General features: G+C 68.9%; 10 protein-coding genes and 1 other RNA gene. 8 read left to right on the forward strand and 3 right to left on the reverse strand.

Translation table 11 applies throughout. The features are described 5' to 3' along the window. Positions 1–329: 329 nt before the first annotated feature. Positions 330–6,659: an RHS repeat-associated core domain-containing protein gene (locus ITJ60_RS19300; RefSeq protein WP_194647625.1), complete on the forward strand. Its 6,330-nt coding sequence runs from the start codon at positions 330–332 to the stop codon at positions 6,657–6,659. 2 nt (positions 6,660–6,661) lie between these two features. Beyond that, complete coding sequence (locus ITJ60_RS08415; RefSeq protein ID WP_194647626.1) at positions 6,662–7,123, forward strand: DUF4265 domain-containing protein; 462 nt, start codon at positions 6,662–6,664, stop codon at positions 7,121–7,123. A gap of 406 nt (positions 7,124–7,529) precedes the next feature. Here the strand turns inward: ITJ60_RS08415 and rnpB are convergent. From rnpB to map, 3 genes are all read right to left on the reverse strand, one after another. After that, positions 7,530–7,890, reverse strand: an RNA gene (gene rnpB, locus ITJ60_RS08420) — RNase P RNA component class A. Between the two features lie 263 nt (positions 7,891–8,153). Next, positions 8,154–8,903, reverse strand: a complete 750-nt coding sequence (gene ppgK, locus ITJ60_RS08425; RefSeq protein ID WP_111087008.1) for a polyphosphate--glucose phosphotransferase — start codon at positions 8,901–8,903, stop codon at positions 8,154–8,156. 58 nt (positions 8,904–8,961) lie between these two features. Then, positions 8,962–9,825, reverse strand: coding sequence for a type I methionyl aminopeptidase (gene map / locus ITJ60_RS08430; RefSeq protein ID WP_194647627.1), 864 nt, complete (start codon positions 9,823–9,825; stop codon positions 8,962–8,964). A 184-nt stretch (positions 9,826–10,009) separates the two neighbouring features. Here map and ITJ60_RS08435 point away from each other — a divergent pair, with 184 nt between their 5' ends. From ITJ60_RS08435 to ITJ60_RS08460, 6 genes are all read left to right on the forward strand, one after another. Continuing rightward, complete coding sequence (locus tag ITJ60_RS08435; RefSeq protein WP_111087009.1) at positions 10,010–10,189, forward strand: SPOR domain-containing protein; 180 nt, start codon at positions 10,010–10,012, stop codon at positions 10,187–10,189. 109 nt (positions 10,190–10,298) lie between these two features. Next, positions 10,299–11,636: a type I glutamate--ammonia ligase gene (glnA, locus tag ITJ60_RS08440; protein WP_111087010.1), complete on the forward strand. Its 1,338-nt coding sequence runs from the start codon at positions 10,299–10,301 to the stop codon at positions 11,634–11,636. A 13-nt stretch (positions 11,637–11,649) separates the two neighbouring features. Next, the gene (locus tag ITJ60_RS08445; RefSeq protein ID WP_194647628.1) at positions 11,650–14,601 is read left to right on the forward strand and encodes a bifunctional [glutamine synthetase] adenylyltransferase/[glutamine synthetase]-adenylyl-L-tyrosine phosphorylase; all 2,952 of its coding nucleotides are present in this window, start codon (positions 11,650–11,652) and stop codon (positions 14,599–14,601) included. Between the two features lie 503 nt (positions 14,602–15,104). Further along, on the forward strand, positions 15,105–16,706 hold the full coding sequence (locus tag ITJ60_RS08450; RefSeq protein WP_159574059.1) for a glycosyltransferase family 2 protein: 1,602 nt from the start codon (positions 15,105–15,107) through the stop codon (positions 16,704–16,706). Next, positions 16,699–18,261, forward strand: coding sequence for a glycoside hydrolase family 26 protein (locus ITJ60_RS08455; protein WP_194647629.1), 1,563 nt, complete (start codon positions 16,699–16,701; stop codon positions 18,259–18,261). The genes ITJ60_RS08450 and ITJ60_RS08455 overlap by 8 nt, the downstream gene beginning before the upstream one ends. Then, positions 18,258–19,685: a UDP-glucose dehydrogenase family protein gene (locus ITJ60_RS08460; RefSeq protein ID WP_194647630.1), complete on the forward strand. Its 1,428-nt coding sequence runs from the start codon at positions 18,258–18,260 to the stop codon at positions 19,683–19,685. Before ITJ60_RS08455 ends, ITJ60_RS08460 begins: the two co-directional genes overlap by 4 nt. Positions 19,686–19,736 lie beyond the last annotated feature (51 nt).

The following is a 19,736-nucleotide window of genomic DNA, read 5'->3' on the forward strand; positions in this document are numbered from 1 at the left end:
TGCGCGAGCACACCGTAGCGAGACCCCGAACCCGGCGAAGACCCCCGAACACGGCACAGCGCACAGCCACGAGGCGGAGTTCGCCCGAACCGGCGGGCATGGCCAGGTGGGTGATAGTCCTCACAGCTGCAGAGGCGCGAGGCCCGGATCTCCGCGGATCAGGCCCGGATCACCCGCGTTCGGGGGGCACCTGTCTATGTGTTCCTGATCGATACGATCCGGAAGCCATGTGAGCCGGGGTGCTCGGTGGTCGATCATCATCGAGCAGGGGGACAGGTGCGCAGAGCATCCGCTTTCATCGTCGCGACCACGTTGCAGGAGCGTGACGCGTGAACCGGCATCGCGCACGTCGGCGAACGAAGCAGCAGACGATCCTCCGAACTGGAGTCGCAACCGTCGCTGCCGGAGCGCTCATCGTCACCGCGCTGGTGTTCATCCGCACAGGTGAACTGCCGGTCGTCGCGGACCTCGGTAAGCCGGTCGCTGGCCGCTCGGCTCCGAAGGTCGAAGCAGAAGCGAAGTCCGCGTCGTGGAACTCGCAGACGACGAAGACCAGGCATCTGCAGAAGCGCACCTGGAACCTCGAACTCGATCGCTCCGGAGCGGACGACGAGGCTTCCTCCGCTGCCGTGGGAGCAACCTCCGCGACACGCGCCGGGGCGTGGACTGCCGTCGGTGACACGTCGATCTCCGTCGCGTCCGCGACCTCGAGCGGTGCCTCGTCGAAGGGTGCGATCCGCGATGTCACGGTAGCGGTTCGTTCACAAGCCGCTGCGAAGAAGCAGCACCTGCAGGGGGTCGTGCTGACCCTGCGCCGATCGGACGGCTCCTCGAAGCGCGCACCCGTCGCTGTGCGCATCCCCAAGAAGCTGCTGGCCCAGCAGTTCGGAGCGGACTACGCAGCACGCACCCGCTGGGTGCAGATCGACGGCAAGCGGAAGTACTCGCAGACCACAGCGACACCGGTCGCGACCAAGACGACCGCCTCGGCCATCACACTGACGCCCTTCGTGTCGTCGCGGTTGATGACGCTCGCAGCGACGGCGGCGGCGACGTCATCGTCGGGGACAGGATCGTTCTCGGCATCGTCGCTGAAGGAGTCGGGCAAGTGGGACGTCTCCGCGCAGACCGGTGACTTCTCGTGGGAGTACCCGCTCACGGTTCCCCCCGCTCCTGGGGGACCGTCGCCGTCGCTCGCGCTCACCTACGACTCCCAGTCCATCGACGGTGAGACCGGATCGACGAACAACCAGCCTTCGGCCATCGGCGACGGCTGGGAGCTCGGCGGCGGTGGCTTCATCGAACGGCAGTACGTCTCTTGCTCGCTCGACGACGGAGCGAGCGGCCCGGTCAAGACCTCGGGTGACGAGTGTTGGAAGGCCGACAACGCCACCCTCTCGCTCGGCGGGCACAGCGCGCAGCTCGTGCGCGACTCCGCGAGTGGGGTCTGGAAGATGTCGTCCGACGACGGCTCACGGATCGAACACCTCGTCGGCACGGCAGCCGGGTGCTCGGCGAACGGGACGCACGACACCGATTGCTGGCGGGTGACCACCACCGACGGAACGCAGTACTACTTCGGCAAGAACCAGCTCCCCGGCTGGGCGAGCGGAAAACCCACGACGAACTCGACCTGGACCGTTCCGGTGTTCGGCAACGACGCCGGCGAACCCTGCCACGCCTCGACGTTCGCGGCCTCGTCCTGCATGCAGGGGTGGCGCTGGAACCTCGACTACGTCGTCGACGTGCACGGCAACGCTGAGGCGCTGTACTACGACGCCGAGACGAACAGCTACGCGAAGAACGGTGCCACGACGACGTCGTACACGCGCGGCGGTCAGCTGGACCACATCGACTACGGCCTGACACCGTCCACCGTCTACGCGGCCAGTGCGGCCGTGGGCAGAGTCGCCTTCGGCTACGACGCGTACGGGCGATGCAGTGACACCACCCACGCCAACTGCACGAAGGAGGACCTTTCAGCAGCCGCGACCAAGCCCGCGAAACCCGCTTCGTACCCTGACGTCCCCTGGGACCAGTTCTGCACCTCCGCGTGCACCGCGAACAAGGCGCCGACCTTCTGGACGGACGGCATGCTCAACACCATCACGGCGTCGGTGAAGTCGGGTTCGACCTACGCGGCCGTCGACAAGTGGACCCTCTCGCACTCGTTCCCCGCGCCCGGCGACGGCACGACGGCTGCCCTCTGGATGACGCAGGTGCAGCACACGGGCTACCAGGGCAGCGCATCCGCTTCGACCCCTCCGGTGAAGTTCAACGGTGTGCGTATGCAGAACCGTGTCTGGGCGGTCGACGGGCTCGCACCCCTCGACAAGCTCAGGATCTCGTCCATCACCGCCGAGACGGGTGCGGTCACCTCGGTGAACTACTCGGCACAGGACTGCACGGCGGCGGAAGCCGACGCCATCGAGAAGGGCGCCGCGACGAACTCCCGTCGGTGCTACCCGCAGTGGTGGTCGCCGGACATCACGCCGCCACAGGAGCCGAAACTCGACCTCTTCCACAAGTACGTCGTCATGAGCGTCGTCGACGACCCGAGGACCGGCGGCGGCGCGGATCGGCCAGTCGAGACGTCCTACGTCTACACGGGCACCCCGGCGTGGCGGTACAACTCGTCGCCGACCGTGCCCGTGAAGAAGCGGACGTGGTCGCTCTACGCCGGCTACGACACCGTCGAGGTCCACACCGGCAGCGCTTCCGATCCCGCTGCTCAGGGCGACACGGAGTACACGTTCTACCGAGGGCTCGACGGTGATCGCGCCGGGACCTCCGGAGGGCAGAAGTCCGTCGACGTCAGCGGAGCTCCGGGGGTCACCGACTCCGCGTGGCTCGCAGGCCAGACCCGCCGCACGGTGGTGCGCAACGGTGGCGGTGGCGCGGTCGTGTCGGACACGGAGTCCACGCCGTGGGTCGGGGATGTCGAGGCAGACGACGGAGCGGACACCGCGCGCATGGTGCGTGACGGCTCGGAACGGATGTCCGAACCGCTCGCGAACGGCGGCACCCGCACGAGGACGACGGTGACGACGTCGAACGATGACGGCAACCCGACGCAGGTGGCAGTGTCTTCGTCGGACGCGGGAGCGACCTGCACCACGACGTCGTACGTGCCGAACAACACCTCGGCTTGGATCATCGGGCTGCCGCTCGAGCAGAAGAGTGTCGGCACAGCATGCGGCGGTGGCGCTCCCGCTCCGAGAGATGTCGTCTCGGATCAACGCACCAGCTACGACGGCGCGGCCATCGGGGCGACCCCCACCAAGGGTGATCCGACCCAGGTCCAGCAGGTGACGGGTTTCTCGGAGAGCGATCCCGTTTGGACGACGACGGCGACGAAGAGCTACGACGCCATCGGCCGTGAGCTCTCCAGCAAGGACGCGCTCGGGCGTGCGACGACGACGTCCTACTCGCCGTCGACGGGTGGCCCGGTGACGTCGACCACGAGCGTGAACCCGAAGGGGTGGAAATCCACGGCGGTCACCGACCCCGGGCGCGGGTCAGTGACGTCCTTCACCGACTTCGACGGCAGCGTCACGACGGCGGACTACGACGCGCTCGGGCGGCGGGCCAAGGTGTGGCTCCCGGGTCACGCCAAGGCGGACAACCCCACCACGCCGAACTACGCCTTCGCGTACACGGAGACGCCGACCGCTCCGCTCGCGGTGGCGACCACGACGCTGAACTCCACGGGGACGACGACCGGCTACGTCCTCTCCGACGGGCTCGGCCGACAGGTCCAGAGCCAAGACCCGTCCGGTGCAGGTGGCAGCATCGTGACCGACGTCGGGTACGACGACCAAGGCCGCTCGGTGAGCCAGAACAACGCCTACTGGGCGAGCGGCACCACGCCGTCGGCCACCTTGTTCGTGCCGGTCAGTCAGCAGCAGGTCCAGTCGAGCGAGGACACGTCGTACGACGCGGTCGGACGTCCCACCGCGGTCATCGCGAGGAGCTACGCCAAGGAGCGGTTCCGTGCGACGACGCGGTACCTCGGTGCCGACGAGGTCGATGTCGTGCCGCCCTCCGGAGGGACCCCTTCGAGTACGTTCTCCAACTCGATCGGGCAGAAGACCGTCCTCCGGCAGTACCTCGGAGGAGGTGCCATCGGCGCATCGGCTCCGCACCAGGACACGACCTACGGGTACGACGCCCGCGGTGACCTCACGTCGATGATCGACCCCGCGGGGAACAAGTGGTCGTGGACGTACGACGTGACCGGCAAGGCGGTGGCCAAGACCGATCCTGATGCAGGGACGACCACCTCCGTCTTCGACGCCGTCGGCAACGAGACCAGCACGACGGACGCGCGAGGAGTGACACTCGCCACGAGCTACGACGACCTCAACCGCGCGACAGCGATCCGGACCGGCTCATCGACGGGACCGCTCGTGTCGTCGTGGTCCTTCGACACGGTCAAGGTGGGCCAGCTCAGTTCCGCGACACGCTACGTCGGTTCGACGGCGAGCACCCCCGGGGTCGCCTACACGACCTCCGTCACGGGGTACGACGGCGGCAACCGGCCGACAGGGCAGACCCTCTCCATCCCGGAGGGCGCTCCTGCGTTCGCGGGGACGAGCTTCACCACGAAGACCGCGTACACCGCGGACGGGAGCATCGGCTCGTACACGACGCCTGCCATCGGAGGCCTCGCTGCCGAACGCTTGTCCTACACCTACAACGCGCTCGGTGAGGTCTCGAGCCTGAGCGGGATCAAGAGCTACGCGGGAATCACCTACGACGCGCTGAACCGCCTGACCCAGACGAGCCGGGACGGTACGGTGCCGAACACCTCGTCGTACACGCGCGATCCGCTGACCGGTGACGTCATCGGCATCCAAGACCAGACCGGTACCGGCTCCTCGACCGTGACCCAGGCAAAGCGGACCTACACGCGGAACGACGTGGGTGCGGTCACGTCCGCTTCGACCGTCGGTGCCGCCGGGGCCGAGACGCAGTGCTACAAGTACGACTCGCTCCTCGAGTTGACCAGCGCATGGACGCCGAGTGCTTCGGACTGTGCAGCGTCGCCGACGGCGCAGGCCCTCGGCGGTCCGTCTCCGTACTGGGTCGAGTACTCCTACGACAAGGCGACCGGCAACCGCACCAGTGCGACAACCCACGGGGTCGGTGGCACGGCCGACGAAGTCGACACGTACCACTACGGCGATCCGGGGAGCCCAAGGCCGCACGCCGTGCAGTCGGTGGACAAGCAGGTCGGGGGTGAGACGACGTCCGAAGGGTTCGAGTACGACGCCGCGGGTGACACGACCGCTCGGGGGACCGCTGCCCTCGAGTACGACGCGACCGCGAAGGTGACGAGTATCTCCGACGGGGCACAGTCGCAGTCGACCGTGTACGACGCCTCTGGCAGTCAGTTGCTGCAGGTCGACCCGAAGGACGGCGCGACGCTCTTCCTGGGCGACATCGAACTGCATCAGGCGAACGGGTCGAGCACCACGACCGCAACACGCACGTACTCCATCGCGGGAACAGCGGTTGCCGAGCGCGACGCGACCGCTCTGGCCAACACGGTGTACGCACTCGACACCGACGTGGACGGCACCGTAGACCTCGAGACGAACGTGCTGACCGGTGAAGTGACCCGTCGTTGGTTCACACCATTCGGTGAGCAGCGAGGAGGTGCGAGCAGCTGGACGTCGAACCACGGCTTCCTCAATCAGGCGGCATCGAGTTTCACGGACCTGACCCACCTCGGTGCCCGTGCGTACGACCCGTCCCTCGGGAGGTTCCTGTCCGTCGACTCGGTCCTGAACCCGGACCAACCGCAGCAGAACAACGGGTACAGCTACAGCGGCAACAATCCCGTCTCGAACCCCGATGTCAGCGGCATGTGCCCGGCGTGGCTCTGCGCGCTCACGAAGGCGATCAACAAGATCGTGAAGGCCGTGCGAACGATCGTCTCGGCGATCAACAACTGGCTGCGTCCGTCGACACGGCCGGCGCCGGTACACGCTGCGTCGTACACGCCCTGGTCCGGCCACTACGCCACCGCCGCGTCGTCCCGTGCTCCGACCTGCACGTGGGGTGCGTCGTGTGGCATCGGGATCTCGCCACCCCCACCGAAGAAGTCCAACGCGACGACACCCGAGAAGTGGGTGATCTTCGGGTCCGCAGCCGCCCTCGGAGCGGTCTTCCTCGCTTGCCTGCTCCTCACCGAGGGGCTGTGCGGGTTCGCCGCTCCTGAGTTCGGTGCGGCCGAAGCCGGCGTCCTGGCGGGCGACGTCGCTGCGGCGAGCACCGTCGAAGGAGGCGCGGCCACCGGGGCCGCGGAGGCGGGTGCTGCGGAAGGCTTCGGCCTGCCGAAGGGATCGGCGGGCGGTGCTCGCGCCGGCAAGAACTTCACCCCGAAACTGAAGGCGGGCACGAAGGCGAAGGGAAACGTCGGGAGCCCCGAGGCGCCGAGTTACAAGTGCACCTACTGTGGCGAAAACACGCAGACCCCCCATCTCGACCACGTCATCCCGAAGAGCAAGGGCGGCGATGGCGCAGAGAGCAACATCACCCTCGCGTGTCCGCCCTGCAACCTGTCCAAGGGCGCGAAGGACTTGCCCGGCATGGGGCAGGAAGGCTACAACTACAGGGAGTGGATCCCACCGCTCATGCGAAAGGAACCATAGGAATGCCGGACTACACCGTCGTCACGCACGAGAACCCAGTGCTCGGGGTCGAGAAGGTCGTCCGGGTGGAGCTTGATCCGTCGTGGGACCCGATCCGCTACGAAGACTTGACGATCATCATCCTCGACGACGGCCGCAACGTTGTGAGCTGTGTCCCCTTGTTCGCGAAGAATGTACACCTGGGAGACATCATCAATACGGTCGAGAATCCTTCGACCGGACAGCTCGAGTACGGGGGTCGTGTCGACCGGGGACAGTCTTGGGTCTTCAGAATCAGTCCTCGCGATGAAGAGGCTTTCCGCATCGCTCACGACGTCATCCACGAATTCGGCGGTGCCGTCGAGACGTGGGGCTCGATCACAGGAGTAGCGATCCGAGGGGATGCGGCTGCCGACCAGTTCGCGGACCGGTTGCAGCAGCTGGAAAACGACGGACTCCTCGAGTACGACACCGCAGAGCGCTGAGAGGCGGACACGGGACAGCACCCGTTGCGCACGTCCCCCGGGCCCGGGGGAAGTCCGATCGGCGAACGCCGATCTCGACGGCTCGGCGGTCACGGTCAACGATGTGAGCGGAACGAGCTTCCGGCTGTGAGTGCCCCTGCGCCGCCGGTTGTCGCGTTCGAGGCCGACAACCCGCACTCGTCGTTCGCTGCGACGTTTTGGAGGCGCGGTGCCAGCGGGCACCGCGCCTCCCGTCTGTGGTGCACGGTGCGGGGTGTGGTGGCGCGGGGCGCACGATGCGGGGTCCGTCGCCTGGTGCGAGCTTGCACGCTCGGTGCGACGTTGTGGCGCTGCACCGAGCGTGCAACGTCGCACGGGATCGCGAGCGCCGCACCGTGCGTCGAGCACCGGTCTCGTGGAAGTGGGGCGAATGGGCCGGCCGTACGCCGGGTTCTGTCCCGCCGCTTGCACGGCGGTGACGGCCATCTCTCTCGGACCGACGTTGCCGTCGGCCTCCAGCGGTCTACCCGAGGACTCGGCGAGCAGCCTCAGCGTCCTCTGTCTGACCTTGCTCCGGGCGAGGTTTACCGAGCGGATCCGGTCACCCGGACCCCTGGTGGTCTCTTACACCACCGTTTCACCCTTACCGACGTTGCCGCCGGCGGTCTGCTTTCTGTGGCACTGTCTCGCGGATTGCTCCGGGTGGGTGTTACCCACCGCCCTGCTCTGTGGAGCCCGGACGTTCCTCGGCACTCCCGGGGGAGTGACGCGACCGTCTCACCGACCCATTCGCAGGTCCGAGTCTACCGGCCCCGCGCCCGTGTCTCGGCCCGGCCCCGGCCCCGTCCCCGTCCCCGTCCCCGAGGTTCCGAAATCTCGGCATGTCGGCGCGCACGAGGGGTCTCCGTCGAACCTCGGCGAACCGCAGACGGCGAGTCGTGGAACCTCGGCGCCAGCGGCCGGGCGCGTCGAATCGCACCGACGCCGCCCGGTGCACGCCGCACGGTGCGGGCCGGTGGGAGCGGGGTCGACGGCCCGACCGACCTGCGGGTCAGGCGCTGCGGGCAGCCAGGGTCGCGGCACCGATGATACCGGCGTTGTTGCGCAGCGTCGCCGGGATGATCTCCGCCTGCAGGTCGAGCAGCGGCAGGAACTCCTCGTACTGCTTCGACACGCCGCCGCCGACGACGAAGAGCTCGGGGGAGAGCAGGGCCTCGAGCGTCGAGTAGTAGGTCTGCAGACGCTTCGCCCAGTGCTTCCACGACAGGTCGTCGCGCTCCTTGGCAGCGAAGGACGCGCGCGACTCGGCGTCGTGCCCGTCGATCTCCAGGTGTCCGAGCTCCGAGTTCACGATGAGCACACCGTCGTTGATGAGCGCGCTGCCGATCCCGGTGCCGAGTGTCGTGACGATCACCAGGCCGTCCTTGCCCTTCGCCGCACCGAACTGCTGCTCGGCGAACCCGGCGGCGTCGGCGTCGTTCACGAAGTGGATGGCGCGGCCGAGTTCCTTCTCGAACAGTGCCTCGGCCTCGAAGCCGATCCACTTCTTCGAGACGTTCGCGGCCGACATGGTCTTGCCGTCCCGCACGATCGCGGGGAAGCACACGCCCACGGGGACGTCGGCCGCCGGTGCGAGCTCGTCGAGGATCGAGGCGACGACGGCGGTGATGTCGTGGGGCTTCCCGCCTTCCGGAGTGGCCTTCTTGATGCGGTCCGTGGTCAGTTCACCGGACGCGACGTCGACGATCGCGCCCTTGATGCCCGTACCACCGATGTCGACGCCGACTGCGAGGGAGGTCATGAGGTTGTCGTGCCTTTCGGTTGCCTGCCGGAGTGCCCGGTCAGGAAGGGGTGTCCGGTCAGGAGACGGTGAGGAGCTCCGCGCCGCGTTCGGTGACGACGAGGGTGTGCTCGAACTGCGCGGTCCACGACTTGTCGCGCGTCGAGACCGTCCAGTCGTCGGACCAGATGTCGGCCTCGATCCCGCCGAGGGTCAGCATGGGCTCGATGGTGAACACCATGCCCTGCTCGATGACGTCGTCGTACTGCGGCGCGTCGTAGTGCGGGATGATCAGACCGGAGTGGAAGGCACGACCGACTCCGTGGCCGGTGTAGTCGCGGACGACGCCGTAGCCGAAGCGCTTCGCGTACGCCTCGATGGCGCGGCCGATGACGTTCACCTGCCGGCCGGGGGCGACGGCCTTGATGCCGCGCTCGAGGGCGAGCCGCGTGCGGGTCACGAGGTCCTCGACCTCCTGCGACGCCTGCCCGACGATGAACGTGCGGTTCGTGTCGCCGTGCATCCCGTCCTTGTAGGCGGTGATGTCGATGTTGACGAGGTCGCCCTCCTGCAGGACGGAATCGTCGGGGATGCCGTGGCAGATGACCTCGTTGAGGCTCGAGCACAGCGACTTCGGGTACCCGCGGTACCCGAGCGTCGACGGGTAGGCGCCGTGTGCGACGACGAACTCGTGGCCGATGCGGTCGAGTTCGTCGGTGGTCACGCCCGGACGGATCGCTGCGCCGACGGCGTCGATGGCCTGCGAGGCGATGCGGCCAGCGATGCGGATGCGCTCGACCTCGTCGGGGGAGTACGTGTCGCCGAGGCCGTGCTCGTGCGGTTCGACCTTGCCGACGTACTCCGGGCGTTCGATGTCCTTCGGGACGGTCCGGAGCGGGGAGACGCGGCCGGCGGTCAGGTGTCCGTGTTGGTCCCGGGGCATGCCGACCACTCTAGCCGCGGCGCGCCGCGCCGAGCGCAACCGCCCTACGGTGCGGCCCGACGGGGTGGGCGTGACCGCCCTGGGGTGCGGCCCGACGGGGTGGGCGTGACCGCCTGGAGGCCCGGTGCCGGTCCGCCGGGCCGGCACCGGGCCTCCAGGCAGTCACCTGGGTACGGTGGGCGACATGAGCGACGAACGCATCGAGTCCCAGTGGTGGTTCAACGACAAGACCGGCCAGGTCGAGCAGGGTCCGCAGTCCCCGCAGCGCGACCGCATCGGCCCGTTCGACACGCGCGAGGAAGCGCAGCACGCGCTCGACCGGATCGCGGCGAACAACGAGAAGTGGGACGCCGACGACCAGTGACGGCACGGTGACGGACCACTGACGCGTCGCACGGCCCCGCGCACGCCGCGGGACCACTAGCCTGGGACGAGGCCCGCCCGCGGCCACCCGATACACGGAAAGGTCGTGCATGGACAAGCAGACGGACTTCGTGCTCCGCACCATCGAGGAGCGCGGCATCAAGTTCATCCGACTCTGGTTCACGGACGTCATCGGGACGCTGAAGTCGGTGGCGATCGCCCCGGCCGAGGTCGAGGGTGCCTTCGCCGAGGGCATCGGGTTCGACGGCTCCGCGATCGAGGGCCTGTCCCGCTCGTACGAGGCCGACGTGCTCGCGCACCCGGACCCCTCGACGTTCCAGATCCTGCCGTGGCGCGGCGAGGTCGACCCGACCGCGCGGATGTTCTGCGACATCACGACGCCGGACGGCCAGCCCGCCGTCGCCGACCCGCGCAACGTGCTGAAGCGCACGCTGGCCCGGGCGAGCGAGCGTGGCTTCACGTTCTACACGCACCCCGAGATCGAGTTCTACCTGCTCAAGAGCCGTGAGTGGAAGGACGGCGGGCCGCAGCCCGTCGACCAGGCCGGCTACTTCGACAACGTCCCCGGCGGCAGCGCGCACGACTTCCGTCGTCGCTCCGTCCGGATGCTCGAGGACCTCGGCATCTCGGTGGAGTTCAGCCACCACGAGGCCGGCCCGGGCCAGAACGAGATCGACCTCCGCTACGCCGACGCACTGACGATGGCGGACAACATCATGACCTTCCGCACGGTCGTGAAGGAGGTCGCGATCGAGCAGGGCGTCTACGCGACGTTCATGCCGAAGCCGATCTCCGGGCAGCCGGGTTCGGGCATGCACACGCACGTCTCGCTCTTCGAGGGCGACCAGAACGCGTTCTACGAGGCCGGCGGCGAGTACCAGCTGTCCCGGACCGCCAAGCACTTCATCGCCGGTGTGCTCAAGCACGCACCGGAGATCACCGCGGTCACGAACCAGTTCGTGAACTCGTACAAGCGCCTCTGGGGTGGCGACGAGGCCCCGTCCTTCGTCACGTGGGGCCACAACAACCGTTCGGCGCTCGTGCGCGTGCCGCTGTACAAGCCCAACAAGGGGCAGTCGTCACGCATCGAGTACCGCGGCATCGACTCGGCGGCGAACCCGTACCTGGCGTACTCGCTGCTGCTCGCGGCGGGGCTCAAGGGCATCGAGGAAGAGTACGAGCTGCCGGCCGAGGCCGAGCACGACGTCTGGAGTCTCACCGACGCCGAGCGTCGTGCCCTCGGGTACAGCCAGCTGCCGTCGAGCCTCGACCACGCCCTCAGCCTGATGGAGGACTCCGAGCTCGTCGCCGAGACGCTCGGCGAGCACGTGTTCAACTTCGTGCTCCTCAACAAGCGCCAGGAGTGGAAGCGCTACCGCGACCAGGTCACACCGTTCGAGCTCGACACCAACCTCGGCGCCCTCTGAGCGAGCGCACCACATGACCGGTCGGACGACGTCGTCGCGTTCCGAGTTGGCCCGCCTGGGCTTCGCCGAGCTGTCGGAGAGCCTGGAGCGGATCGCCGACCTGGAGGCGCGGTTCGGCTCCGTCGTGCCGCTGCCGGTCAGCGGCACCCCGGCGCTCTGGGGCATCACCGCGGATCCCGACGGTGCGCTGCGGCTGCTGGAACGGCTGTTGGAGCGCGCTCCGGACGAGCTCCGCCCCGTCCTGGCGGACGAGGCCGCGACGGAGCGGCTGATCCGCCTGCTCGGCGCCTCGGTCGGCCTCGGTGAGTTCCTGCACCGTCGCCCTGCCGAACTCGCACTGCTGCTCGAGCCCGTCGTCGCACCCTGGTCGCAGGAGCGGTACACGGCGTCCTTGCTCGAGGCGATCGACGGTGCCACCGGCGAGGACGCACGGATGTGCCTGCGGGTGCGGTACCGCCGGCACCTCGCGCAGATCGCCCTGTACGACGTGCTGCACTCGTCGCCGACCGAGGCGTTCCCGGCCGTCGCTGCCGGACTGGCCGACCTGGCCGGCGCAGCGCTCGATGCCGCGGTCGACGTCGCCCGGCGCGAGGTGCCGTTCCCGGCGGCCGACGTCGCCGCGACCCCGCTCGCGGTGATCGCGATGGGCAAGGCCGGCGCGCGCGAGCTCAACTACGTCAGCGACGTCGACGTCATCTTCGTCACCGAGGCCACCGACGACATCGGCACCGACCGTGCCGTCCTCATCTCGACGCGGATCGCGATCGCCGCGACCCACGCGATCACCGACCTGGCCGCCGAACCCGGTCTGTGGGAGGTCGACGCGAACCTGCGACCGGAGGGCAAGGACGGCGCCCTCGTCCGTACGCTCGACTCGCACGTCGCGTACTACGAGCGCTGGGCGAAGTCGTGGGAGTTCCAGGCGCTCCTCAAGGCCCGGCCGATCGCCGGCTCGGCCGACCTCGGTTCGCGCTACGCCGAGGCCGTCGCACCGTTCGTCTGGAGCTCGTCGGCGCGCCCCGGGTTCGTCGAGTCGGTGCAGCGGATGCGCGAGCGCGTCACCGACCACATCCCCGACGGCGAGGTCGACCGGCAGCTGAAGCTCGGTCCGGGCGGCCTGCGCGACGTCGAGTTCACGGTGCAGCTCCTGCAGCTCGTGCACGGACGTGACGACGAGTCCGTGCGCGTCCGTTCCACCCTCGAGGCGATGGACGCCCTGACCGCCGCCGGGTACGTCGGACGGGCCGAGGCCGCCCACTTCGGTCCGGACTACGCGCTGCTCCGCGTCCTCGAGCACCGCATCCAGCTCCGCCGACTGCAGCGGACGCACCTGATGCCGACCGATGAAGAGGAGCTGCGCGTCCTCGCCCGGTCGAGTGGTCTGGCCACCTCGGCCGCAGCCCTCGAGACCCGGTGGCGCGCGGTCAAGCTCGAGGTCCGCGGCCTGCACGAGCGGCTGTTCTACCGTCCGCTGCTGTCCGCCGTCGCCACGACCGAGGGCGAGATCGTGCTGACCGACGACCAGGTCGTCGACCGGCTCGGCGCGATCGGGTTCGTCGACCCGCCCGGTGCGCTGCGGCACATCCGGGCGCTCACCCAGGGCACGAGCCGACGCGCGGCGATCCAGCGGAACCTGCTGCCGGTGCTCCTGCGGTGGATGGCCGAGGGGCCGGCGCCGGACCGGGCCCTGCTGGCGTTCCGACGGCTCAGCGACACGCTGGGGGAGTCCAGCTGGTTCCTCCGGATGCTCCGCGACTCGTCCGGGGCTGCGCACTCGCTGACCACCGTGCTGTCGGAGTCGGCGTTCCTGTCCGGTCTGCTCGAGCGGTTCCCCGAGGCCGTCGCCTGGCTCGACGAGCCCGAGTCGCTCCTGCGGGCCCGCCCGATGGACTCGTTGCTCGCCGAGATGACCGCGACGACGGCGCGGCACGGCAACGACGTCGACGGTGCGGCGAGCCTGCTGCGCTCGGCGCGCCGCCGCGAGACCCTCCGCCTCGGCATGGCGGCGGTGCTCGGCCACCTCGACGTGGACGCCCTGGGCGCCGCACTCAGCGACGTGACCGAGGCGACGCTCGCCGGGGCCCTCGCGCTCGCCCGACGTGACGCCCCCGCGGACTTCGAGTTCGGGATCATCGCGATGGGCCGCTACGGCGGACGGGAGCTCGGCTTCGGTTCCGACGCCGACGTCCTCTACGTGTACCGCGCGCCGGACCTGGCGACCGAGGTGGCCTCCCGGACGGCACAGACCATCGTGCGCGAGCTGAACCGGCTCACCGAGGACACCGTCCACCCGCTCGACCTCGACATCGACCTGCGCCCCGAGGGCAAGAACGGCCCGGTGGCGCGCACGCTGGAGTCCTACGGCGCCTACTACGCCCGGTGGTCGCTGACGTGGGAGGCGCAGGCGCTGCTCCGTGCCCGTGGCGCAGTCGGCGACGCCCAGCTGCTCCGGGACTTCGAGCACCTGGCCGACCGCACGCGCTACCCGGAGCGCATCGACGAGAACGAGGTGCGCGAGGTCCGGCGGATCAAGGCCCGCGTCGAGTCCGAGCGACTGCCGCGCGGTGCTGACCCGGCTCGTCACCTGAAGCTCGGGCGCGGCTCGCTCAGCGACGTCGAGTGGTTCGTCCAGCTCCTGCAGCTGCAGCACGCACTCGAGTTCCCCGCGCTCCGCACGACCTCGACGCTCGAGGCACTCGACGGTGCCGTGGCCGCCGGGCTCGTCAGCGCCGAGGACGGCGAGCGGCTCGGCGCGGCCTGGCGCTTCGCCTCGCGGACGCGCAGTGCGCTGGTGCTCTGGTCGGGGAAGACGACCGACGTCCTGCCCGTCGACCGCGTCCAGCTCGAGGGTGTCGCGCGGCTGATGGAGTACCCGCCCGGCTCGGCGAGCGAGCTCGAGGAGGACTACCTCGGCGTGACCCGACGTGCACGACAGGTCTTCGAGCGCGAGTTCTACGGCGCCTGACCCAGCGGCGACACGCCCGAGGTCGCGCGCACGGCACGGAACCGAGCAGTCGTCGGAGGTTAATTCCCCGTGTCGCGCGGTGTCCCCCGTTGCGACGACGGCCGTACCCCTGTTCGGACCGCGCCGGTACTGTTACCACGTCGTGACCGAACTCCCACCGGACCTCCAGGCGCTCATTTCCGGTGCCCCCCGACACGCCACGTGACCACCTGCTGACCGGGGCTTTCCGTCGGAGTCGACCCGCGCCTCCCGGCCCCGGTCCACGTGTGTACCGGCGGCCGATGTCGGGCAGGTGGTCCACAGGAGTGCTGTCAGCACGAGGGGGGACCACCGGTCCCGGTGGAGATGGGGACAAGTGTGTACCCCGTAACGCGCTCGTAACGCCCCCGGACGGGGGTCGCGTTGCGCCGGGGTTCAGGTTTCTGCGTCAATGGGGTCACCCGAACCGACCCTGATTCCCCAACGTCGCGGAATCTCCACCTCGAACGTTGAAGCAGGGATCAGTGTTCACCTTCATTCTGCAGATCAGGCAGATGGTCGAAGGCCACCCCGAGTTCTACCTGTTCGCCGTGTACTCCGCGGTGATCTGGTTGCTCTGGTTGGTCAAGGTCGTCATCTCCGCCCGCTACCGCCCGTTCACCGGCACCTTCGTCGGTACCACCAGCGTCGTCGTCCCCGTCGTGGACGAACCGCTCGACCTGTTCCGCGACGTCATCGGTCGCATGGTCGAGCAGCGACCCGGCGAGATCATCGTCGTCATCAACGGCGCCCGCAACGAGGCGCTCGAAGCCGTCTGCGACGAGTTCGCCCCGCTCGTCCGCTGGACGCACACGCCCATCCCGGGCAAGCGCAACGCCGTCAAGGTCGGCACCGAGATGTCCAACGGCGACATCACGGTGCTCGTCGACTCGGACACCGTGTGGACCCCCGGCGCGCTCGAGGAGCTCCTCAAGCCGTTCGCCGACGAGTCCGTCGGCGGTGTCACGACCCGGCAGCGCATCCTCGAACCCGAGCGCAGCTGGATCACGCGCTGGGCCGACTGGCTCGAGAACTCGCGGGCGCTCTACTCGATGCCCGCGCAGAGCGTCCTCGGGCAGATCGGCTGCCTGCCCGGGCGCACGATCGCCTTCCGGCGGAACATCCTGATGCGCGTCATGGACAAGTTCATGCACGAGAAGTTCATGGGTGTGTTCCTCGAGGTCTCCGACGACCGCACGCTCACGAACCTCACGCTCAAGGAGGGCTACCGGACCGTCTACCAGTACACCTCGCTGGTCTACACGGACGCTCCGCTGCAGGTGAAGAAGCTGTTCAAGCAGCAGCTCCGCTGGGCCCGTGGCTCGCAGTACAACACGCTGCGCATGCTGCCGTGGATGCTCGGTCACGCCCCGGTGCTGGCGGCGTTCTTCATCACCGACATCATCCTGCCGTTCATGCTCTTCGGCGTGATCGCCGGCTGGATCTACCGGGCCTTCACCGGGCAGGGCGAGAACCTGTACCAGGGCATCCTGTCGCAGTACGGCTTCTCGACGGGCTTCGTCTACGTCGCCGCGCTGATGGTCGTCTCGTCGGTGCTCAGCATGGCCATCCGGCAGATGCGTCACCTGGCCGAGAAGCCGAGTGACTTCTTCCGCCTGCCGATGTTCATCATCGTGTCGACGTTCTTCCTCATGCCGATCCGGCTCATCGGCTTCTTCCGCCTGGCGCACGCGTCCGGCTGGGGGACCCGCGCCGGTGCCTACGCCGGCGGTCCGATGCAGGAGGACCCGTCCGACGCCGCGCAGCCGTCGTCCTTCGGCACCGAGACCCCGGTCAGCCCGATCGACGCCGCGGACCGTGCTCGGGCCGTCGACGGACGCGTGCCGCTCGGCAGCGACCAGGTGGCCGTGGACCGCGCGTTCGACGAGCTCTTCGGGGCCGACGCCACCACCAACTCCACCACGACCGTGCTCGCGACCCGGCGCGAGGCCGCTGCCGCAGCAGCAGTGCAGCCCGCAGCCCCACGGACCGCCCCCGTGAAGGCCCGCCGGTACAACCCGTACGCCGCGATCCCGTACTGCATCGGCATCGCGATCTTCGTCCTGGAGGCCTTCCTCATTGTCTGACATCATCCGCTCCTCCAGTACCTGGTGGGCGCAGTCGAGCAAGCACGCCCGCTGGACGGCCGTCGGCACGACCGCCATCGTCCTCGCCCTCGCACTCATCACCTGGTCGGTCTGGGTCTCCCCGGCCGGCCCCGTCTCCACCGCCGTGCACCAGGCCCTCGGGGTCACCGCCCCGAAGGCCAAGAAGGTGTCCGCCGCCGAACTGCAGACGCAGCTGGACGCCGCCCAGGACCGCATCTGGGCGCTCGAGGGAAAGCTCGACTCCCGCACCGCCCAGGCCGGGTCGCGTGGCGACCAGATCACGGAGCTCAAGGCGCAGATCGCGTCGCTCCAGTCCCAGCTCGGTGCCGCGAAGGGCTCGGGAGGCTCGTCCTCCGTCAACGCGTCGGGTTCCGGTGCGAACGGGGCCGGCGCCTCGGGCTCCGGTACCGGGTCCGGGTCGGTCGCGTCCGACAACGGGTCGGGCAGCGGCTCCGCCGGTGGATCGGGTACCGGTTCGGGTGGCGGCAACGGTGGGGTGACCAACCCCAACCCCGGCCCCTCGACCGACCCGGGCACCACGCCCGTCGCCGTGCCGACCAAGGCCGAGATCCTCGGGCAGCAGTCGCGCTGGTACGGCCTGTACACGGCGCAGTCCCCGTTCAACTGGGCCGAGTACGACGAGGTCTCCCGGCAGGTCGGCACCGCGTCGAACATGACCGGGTTCTTCCAGGGCTTCGACCAGGCGTTCAACGCGAGTGCGATCCAGCGCTCGTGGGCCAACGGCCGCGTGCCGCTCATGACCTGGGAGACCGCCCCCGCGCAGACCGGCAACGACCAGAAGTACGTCGCCGGCTACACGAACCAGGACATCACCGACGGTGACTTCGATGCGTACCTGACGAAGTACGCCAAGGCGCTGAAGGCCAACGGGCAGCCGATGGTCATCCGTCTCGACCACGAGATGAACGGTTCTTGGTACAACTGGTCCGAAGGTGACGCCCAGCAGAACGCGAAGCAGTCGTACGTGAAGATGTGGCAGCACGTGCACGACGTCTTCCAGGCGAACGGCGCGAACGACTACGTCATCTGGAACTGGGCGCCGAGCCGCATCGACAAGCTCGGCAACGCGAAGTACCAGACGCTCGAGTACATGCAGAACTACTACCCGGGTGCCGACTACGTCGACTGGGTCGGCATGAGCGGGTACTACCGCACGGCCTCCGAGGACCCGACCTTCGCGAACACCTTCGCCGCCACCGTGCAGCAGCTGCGCGAGGTCGCACCGGGCAAGAAGATCCTGCTCAGTGAGATCGGCGCCACCGAGAGCGGCACCACCGTCTCGGGCGGCCAGAAGTCGAAGTGGATCAACTCGCTCTTCGACGCCCTGGCCGACCCCGCCAACGCCGACATCATCGGGTTCTCGTACTTCAGCGAGACCGCGACCACGGTCGTGGACGGCGTCCGCTCCACCAACGACTGGCGACTCAACTCGCGAGCCGACTCCCTGCAGGCATTCGCCGAGGGCATCAAGCGCAACGACATCGACTACGACCTGCAGGAGGTCACGCCATGACCGCGTCCAAGAAGTCGCCCGACCACGCCGACACCCGTCCCGCACCCGTCATCAGCGTCATCGGCACCGGCTACCTCGGTGCCACCCACGCGGCCGCCATGGCCGAGATGGGCTTCGAGACCATCGGCGTGGACGTCGACCCGGCGAAGCTCGCCGCGTTGTCCGCCGGCGAGGTCCCGTTCTTCGAGCCCGGCCTGCCCGAGCTCATCACGAAGCACGTCGCGAGCGGCAAGCTCCGGTTCACCGCTGACATCGCCTCGGCCGTCGCCGCAGCCGACGTCCACTTCGTCTGCGTCGGCACCCCGCAGAAGGCGGGCTCGCACGCCGCCAACCTGGCGTACGTCGAGAGCGCCACCCGCGGCGTCGCCGAGAACCTCACCCACCCGGGACTCATCGTCGGCAAGTCGACGGTCCCGGTCGGCACCGCGGCGCGACTGCGCGGCATCGTCCGCGAGTTCACGCCCTCGGGGATCGACGCCGAGCTCATCTGGAACCCGGAATTCCTCCGCGAGGGCAAGGCCGTCGAGGACACCCTGCACCCGGACCGCCTGGTCTGGGGCGGCGCGTCCGAGGCTGCTGACGCCGTCATCCGCGAGGTCTACGCCGCGCCGATCAGCGAGGGCACCCCGGTCATCACCACGGACCTCGCCACCGCGGAGCTCGTCAAGGTGAGCGCCAACGCGTTCCTCGCCACGAAGATCTCGTTCATCAACGCGATCTCGGAGATGTGCGCGATCACCGGCGCCGACGTGTCGACGCTGGCGGATGCCCTCGGGCACGACGCCCGCATCGGCCGGAAGTTCCTGAACGCCGGCCTCGGGTTCGGCGGCGGGTGCCTGCCGAAGGACATCCGAGCGCTCATGTACCGCGCGAACGAGATCGGGGCGGGCCAGGTCGTCGGCCTCATGCAACAGGTCGACGAGATCAACATGGGCCAGCGTCAGCGGGTCATCGACATGGCGATCGACTCGGCCGGGGGATCGGTGCTGAACCGTCGAGTGGCCGTGATCGGTGCCGCGTTCAAGCCCCTCACCGACGACGTGCGGGACTCCCCGGCGCTCAACGTGGCCGCTGCGCTCCACCTGCGCGGCGCCCAGGTCACCCTCTGGGACCCCGAGGCGATGGAGCCGGCGAAGCGCTCGTTCCCGACACTGAGCTACGCCGCGTCGATGACGGACGCGATCGAGGGCGCCGACGTCGTCCTGGTGCTCACCGAGTGGGACGAGATCATCACCGCCGACCCGGTCGCCCTCGGTGACCTCGTCGGCCGCCGCGTCGTGATCGACGCGCGCAACTGCCTCCCGGTCCACGACTGGGTCAAAGCGGGGTGGACCGTCCGTTCCCTGGGGCGGCCCACGCCGGTCACGGGTGCACCCGTGAGCGTCGCAGCGGGGACGAACGACTCGTTGGCCACGGCTCGCTAGTCACCGTTCGCGAAGCGGGGTCCGTGCCGGACCGGCACCGGGCCTCCAGGC

Origin of the sequence: Curtobacterium sp. VKM Ac-2884, assembly GCF_015350945.1 — a bacterium.
GTDB lineage: Bacteria > Actinomycetota > Actinomycetes > Actinomycetales > Microbacteriaceae > Curtobacterium.

Excerpts from the sequence above, each read along its gene's own strand:
- ITJ60_RS08435 (WP_111087009.1), top strand. The coding sequence starts at position 10,010 with ATGAGCGACGAACGCATCGAGTCCCAGTGGTGGTTCAACGACAAGACC.
- ITJ60_RS08460 (WP_194647630.1), top strand. The coding sequence starts at position 18,258 with ATGACCGCGTCCAAGAAGTCGCCCGACCACGCCGACACCCGTCCCGCA.
- ITJ60_RS08445 (WP_194647628.1), top strand. The coding sequence starts at position 11,650 with ATGACCGGTCGGACGACGTCGTCGCGTTCCGAGTTGGCCCGCCTGGGC.
- ITJ60_RS08415 (WP_194647626.1), top strand. The coding sequence starts at position 6,662 with ATGCCGGACTACACCGTCGTCACGCACGAGAACCCAGTGCTCGGGGTC.
- ppgK (WP_111087008.1), bottom strand. The coding sequence starts at position 8,903 with ATGACCTCCCTCGCAGTCGGCGTCGACATCGGTGGTACGGGCATCAAG.
- glnA (WP_111087010.1), top strand. The coding sequence starts at position 10,299 with ATGGACAAGCAGACGGACTTCGTGCTCCGCACCATCGAGGAGCGCGGC.
- map (WP_194647627.1), bottom strand. The coding sequence starts at position 9,825 with ATGCCCCGGGACCAACACGGACACCTGACCGCCGGCCGCGTCTCCCCG.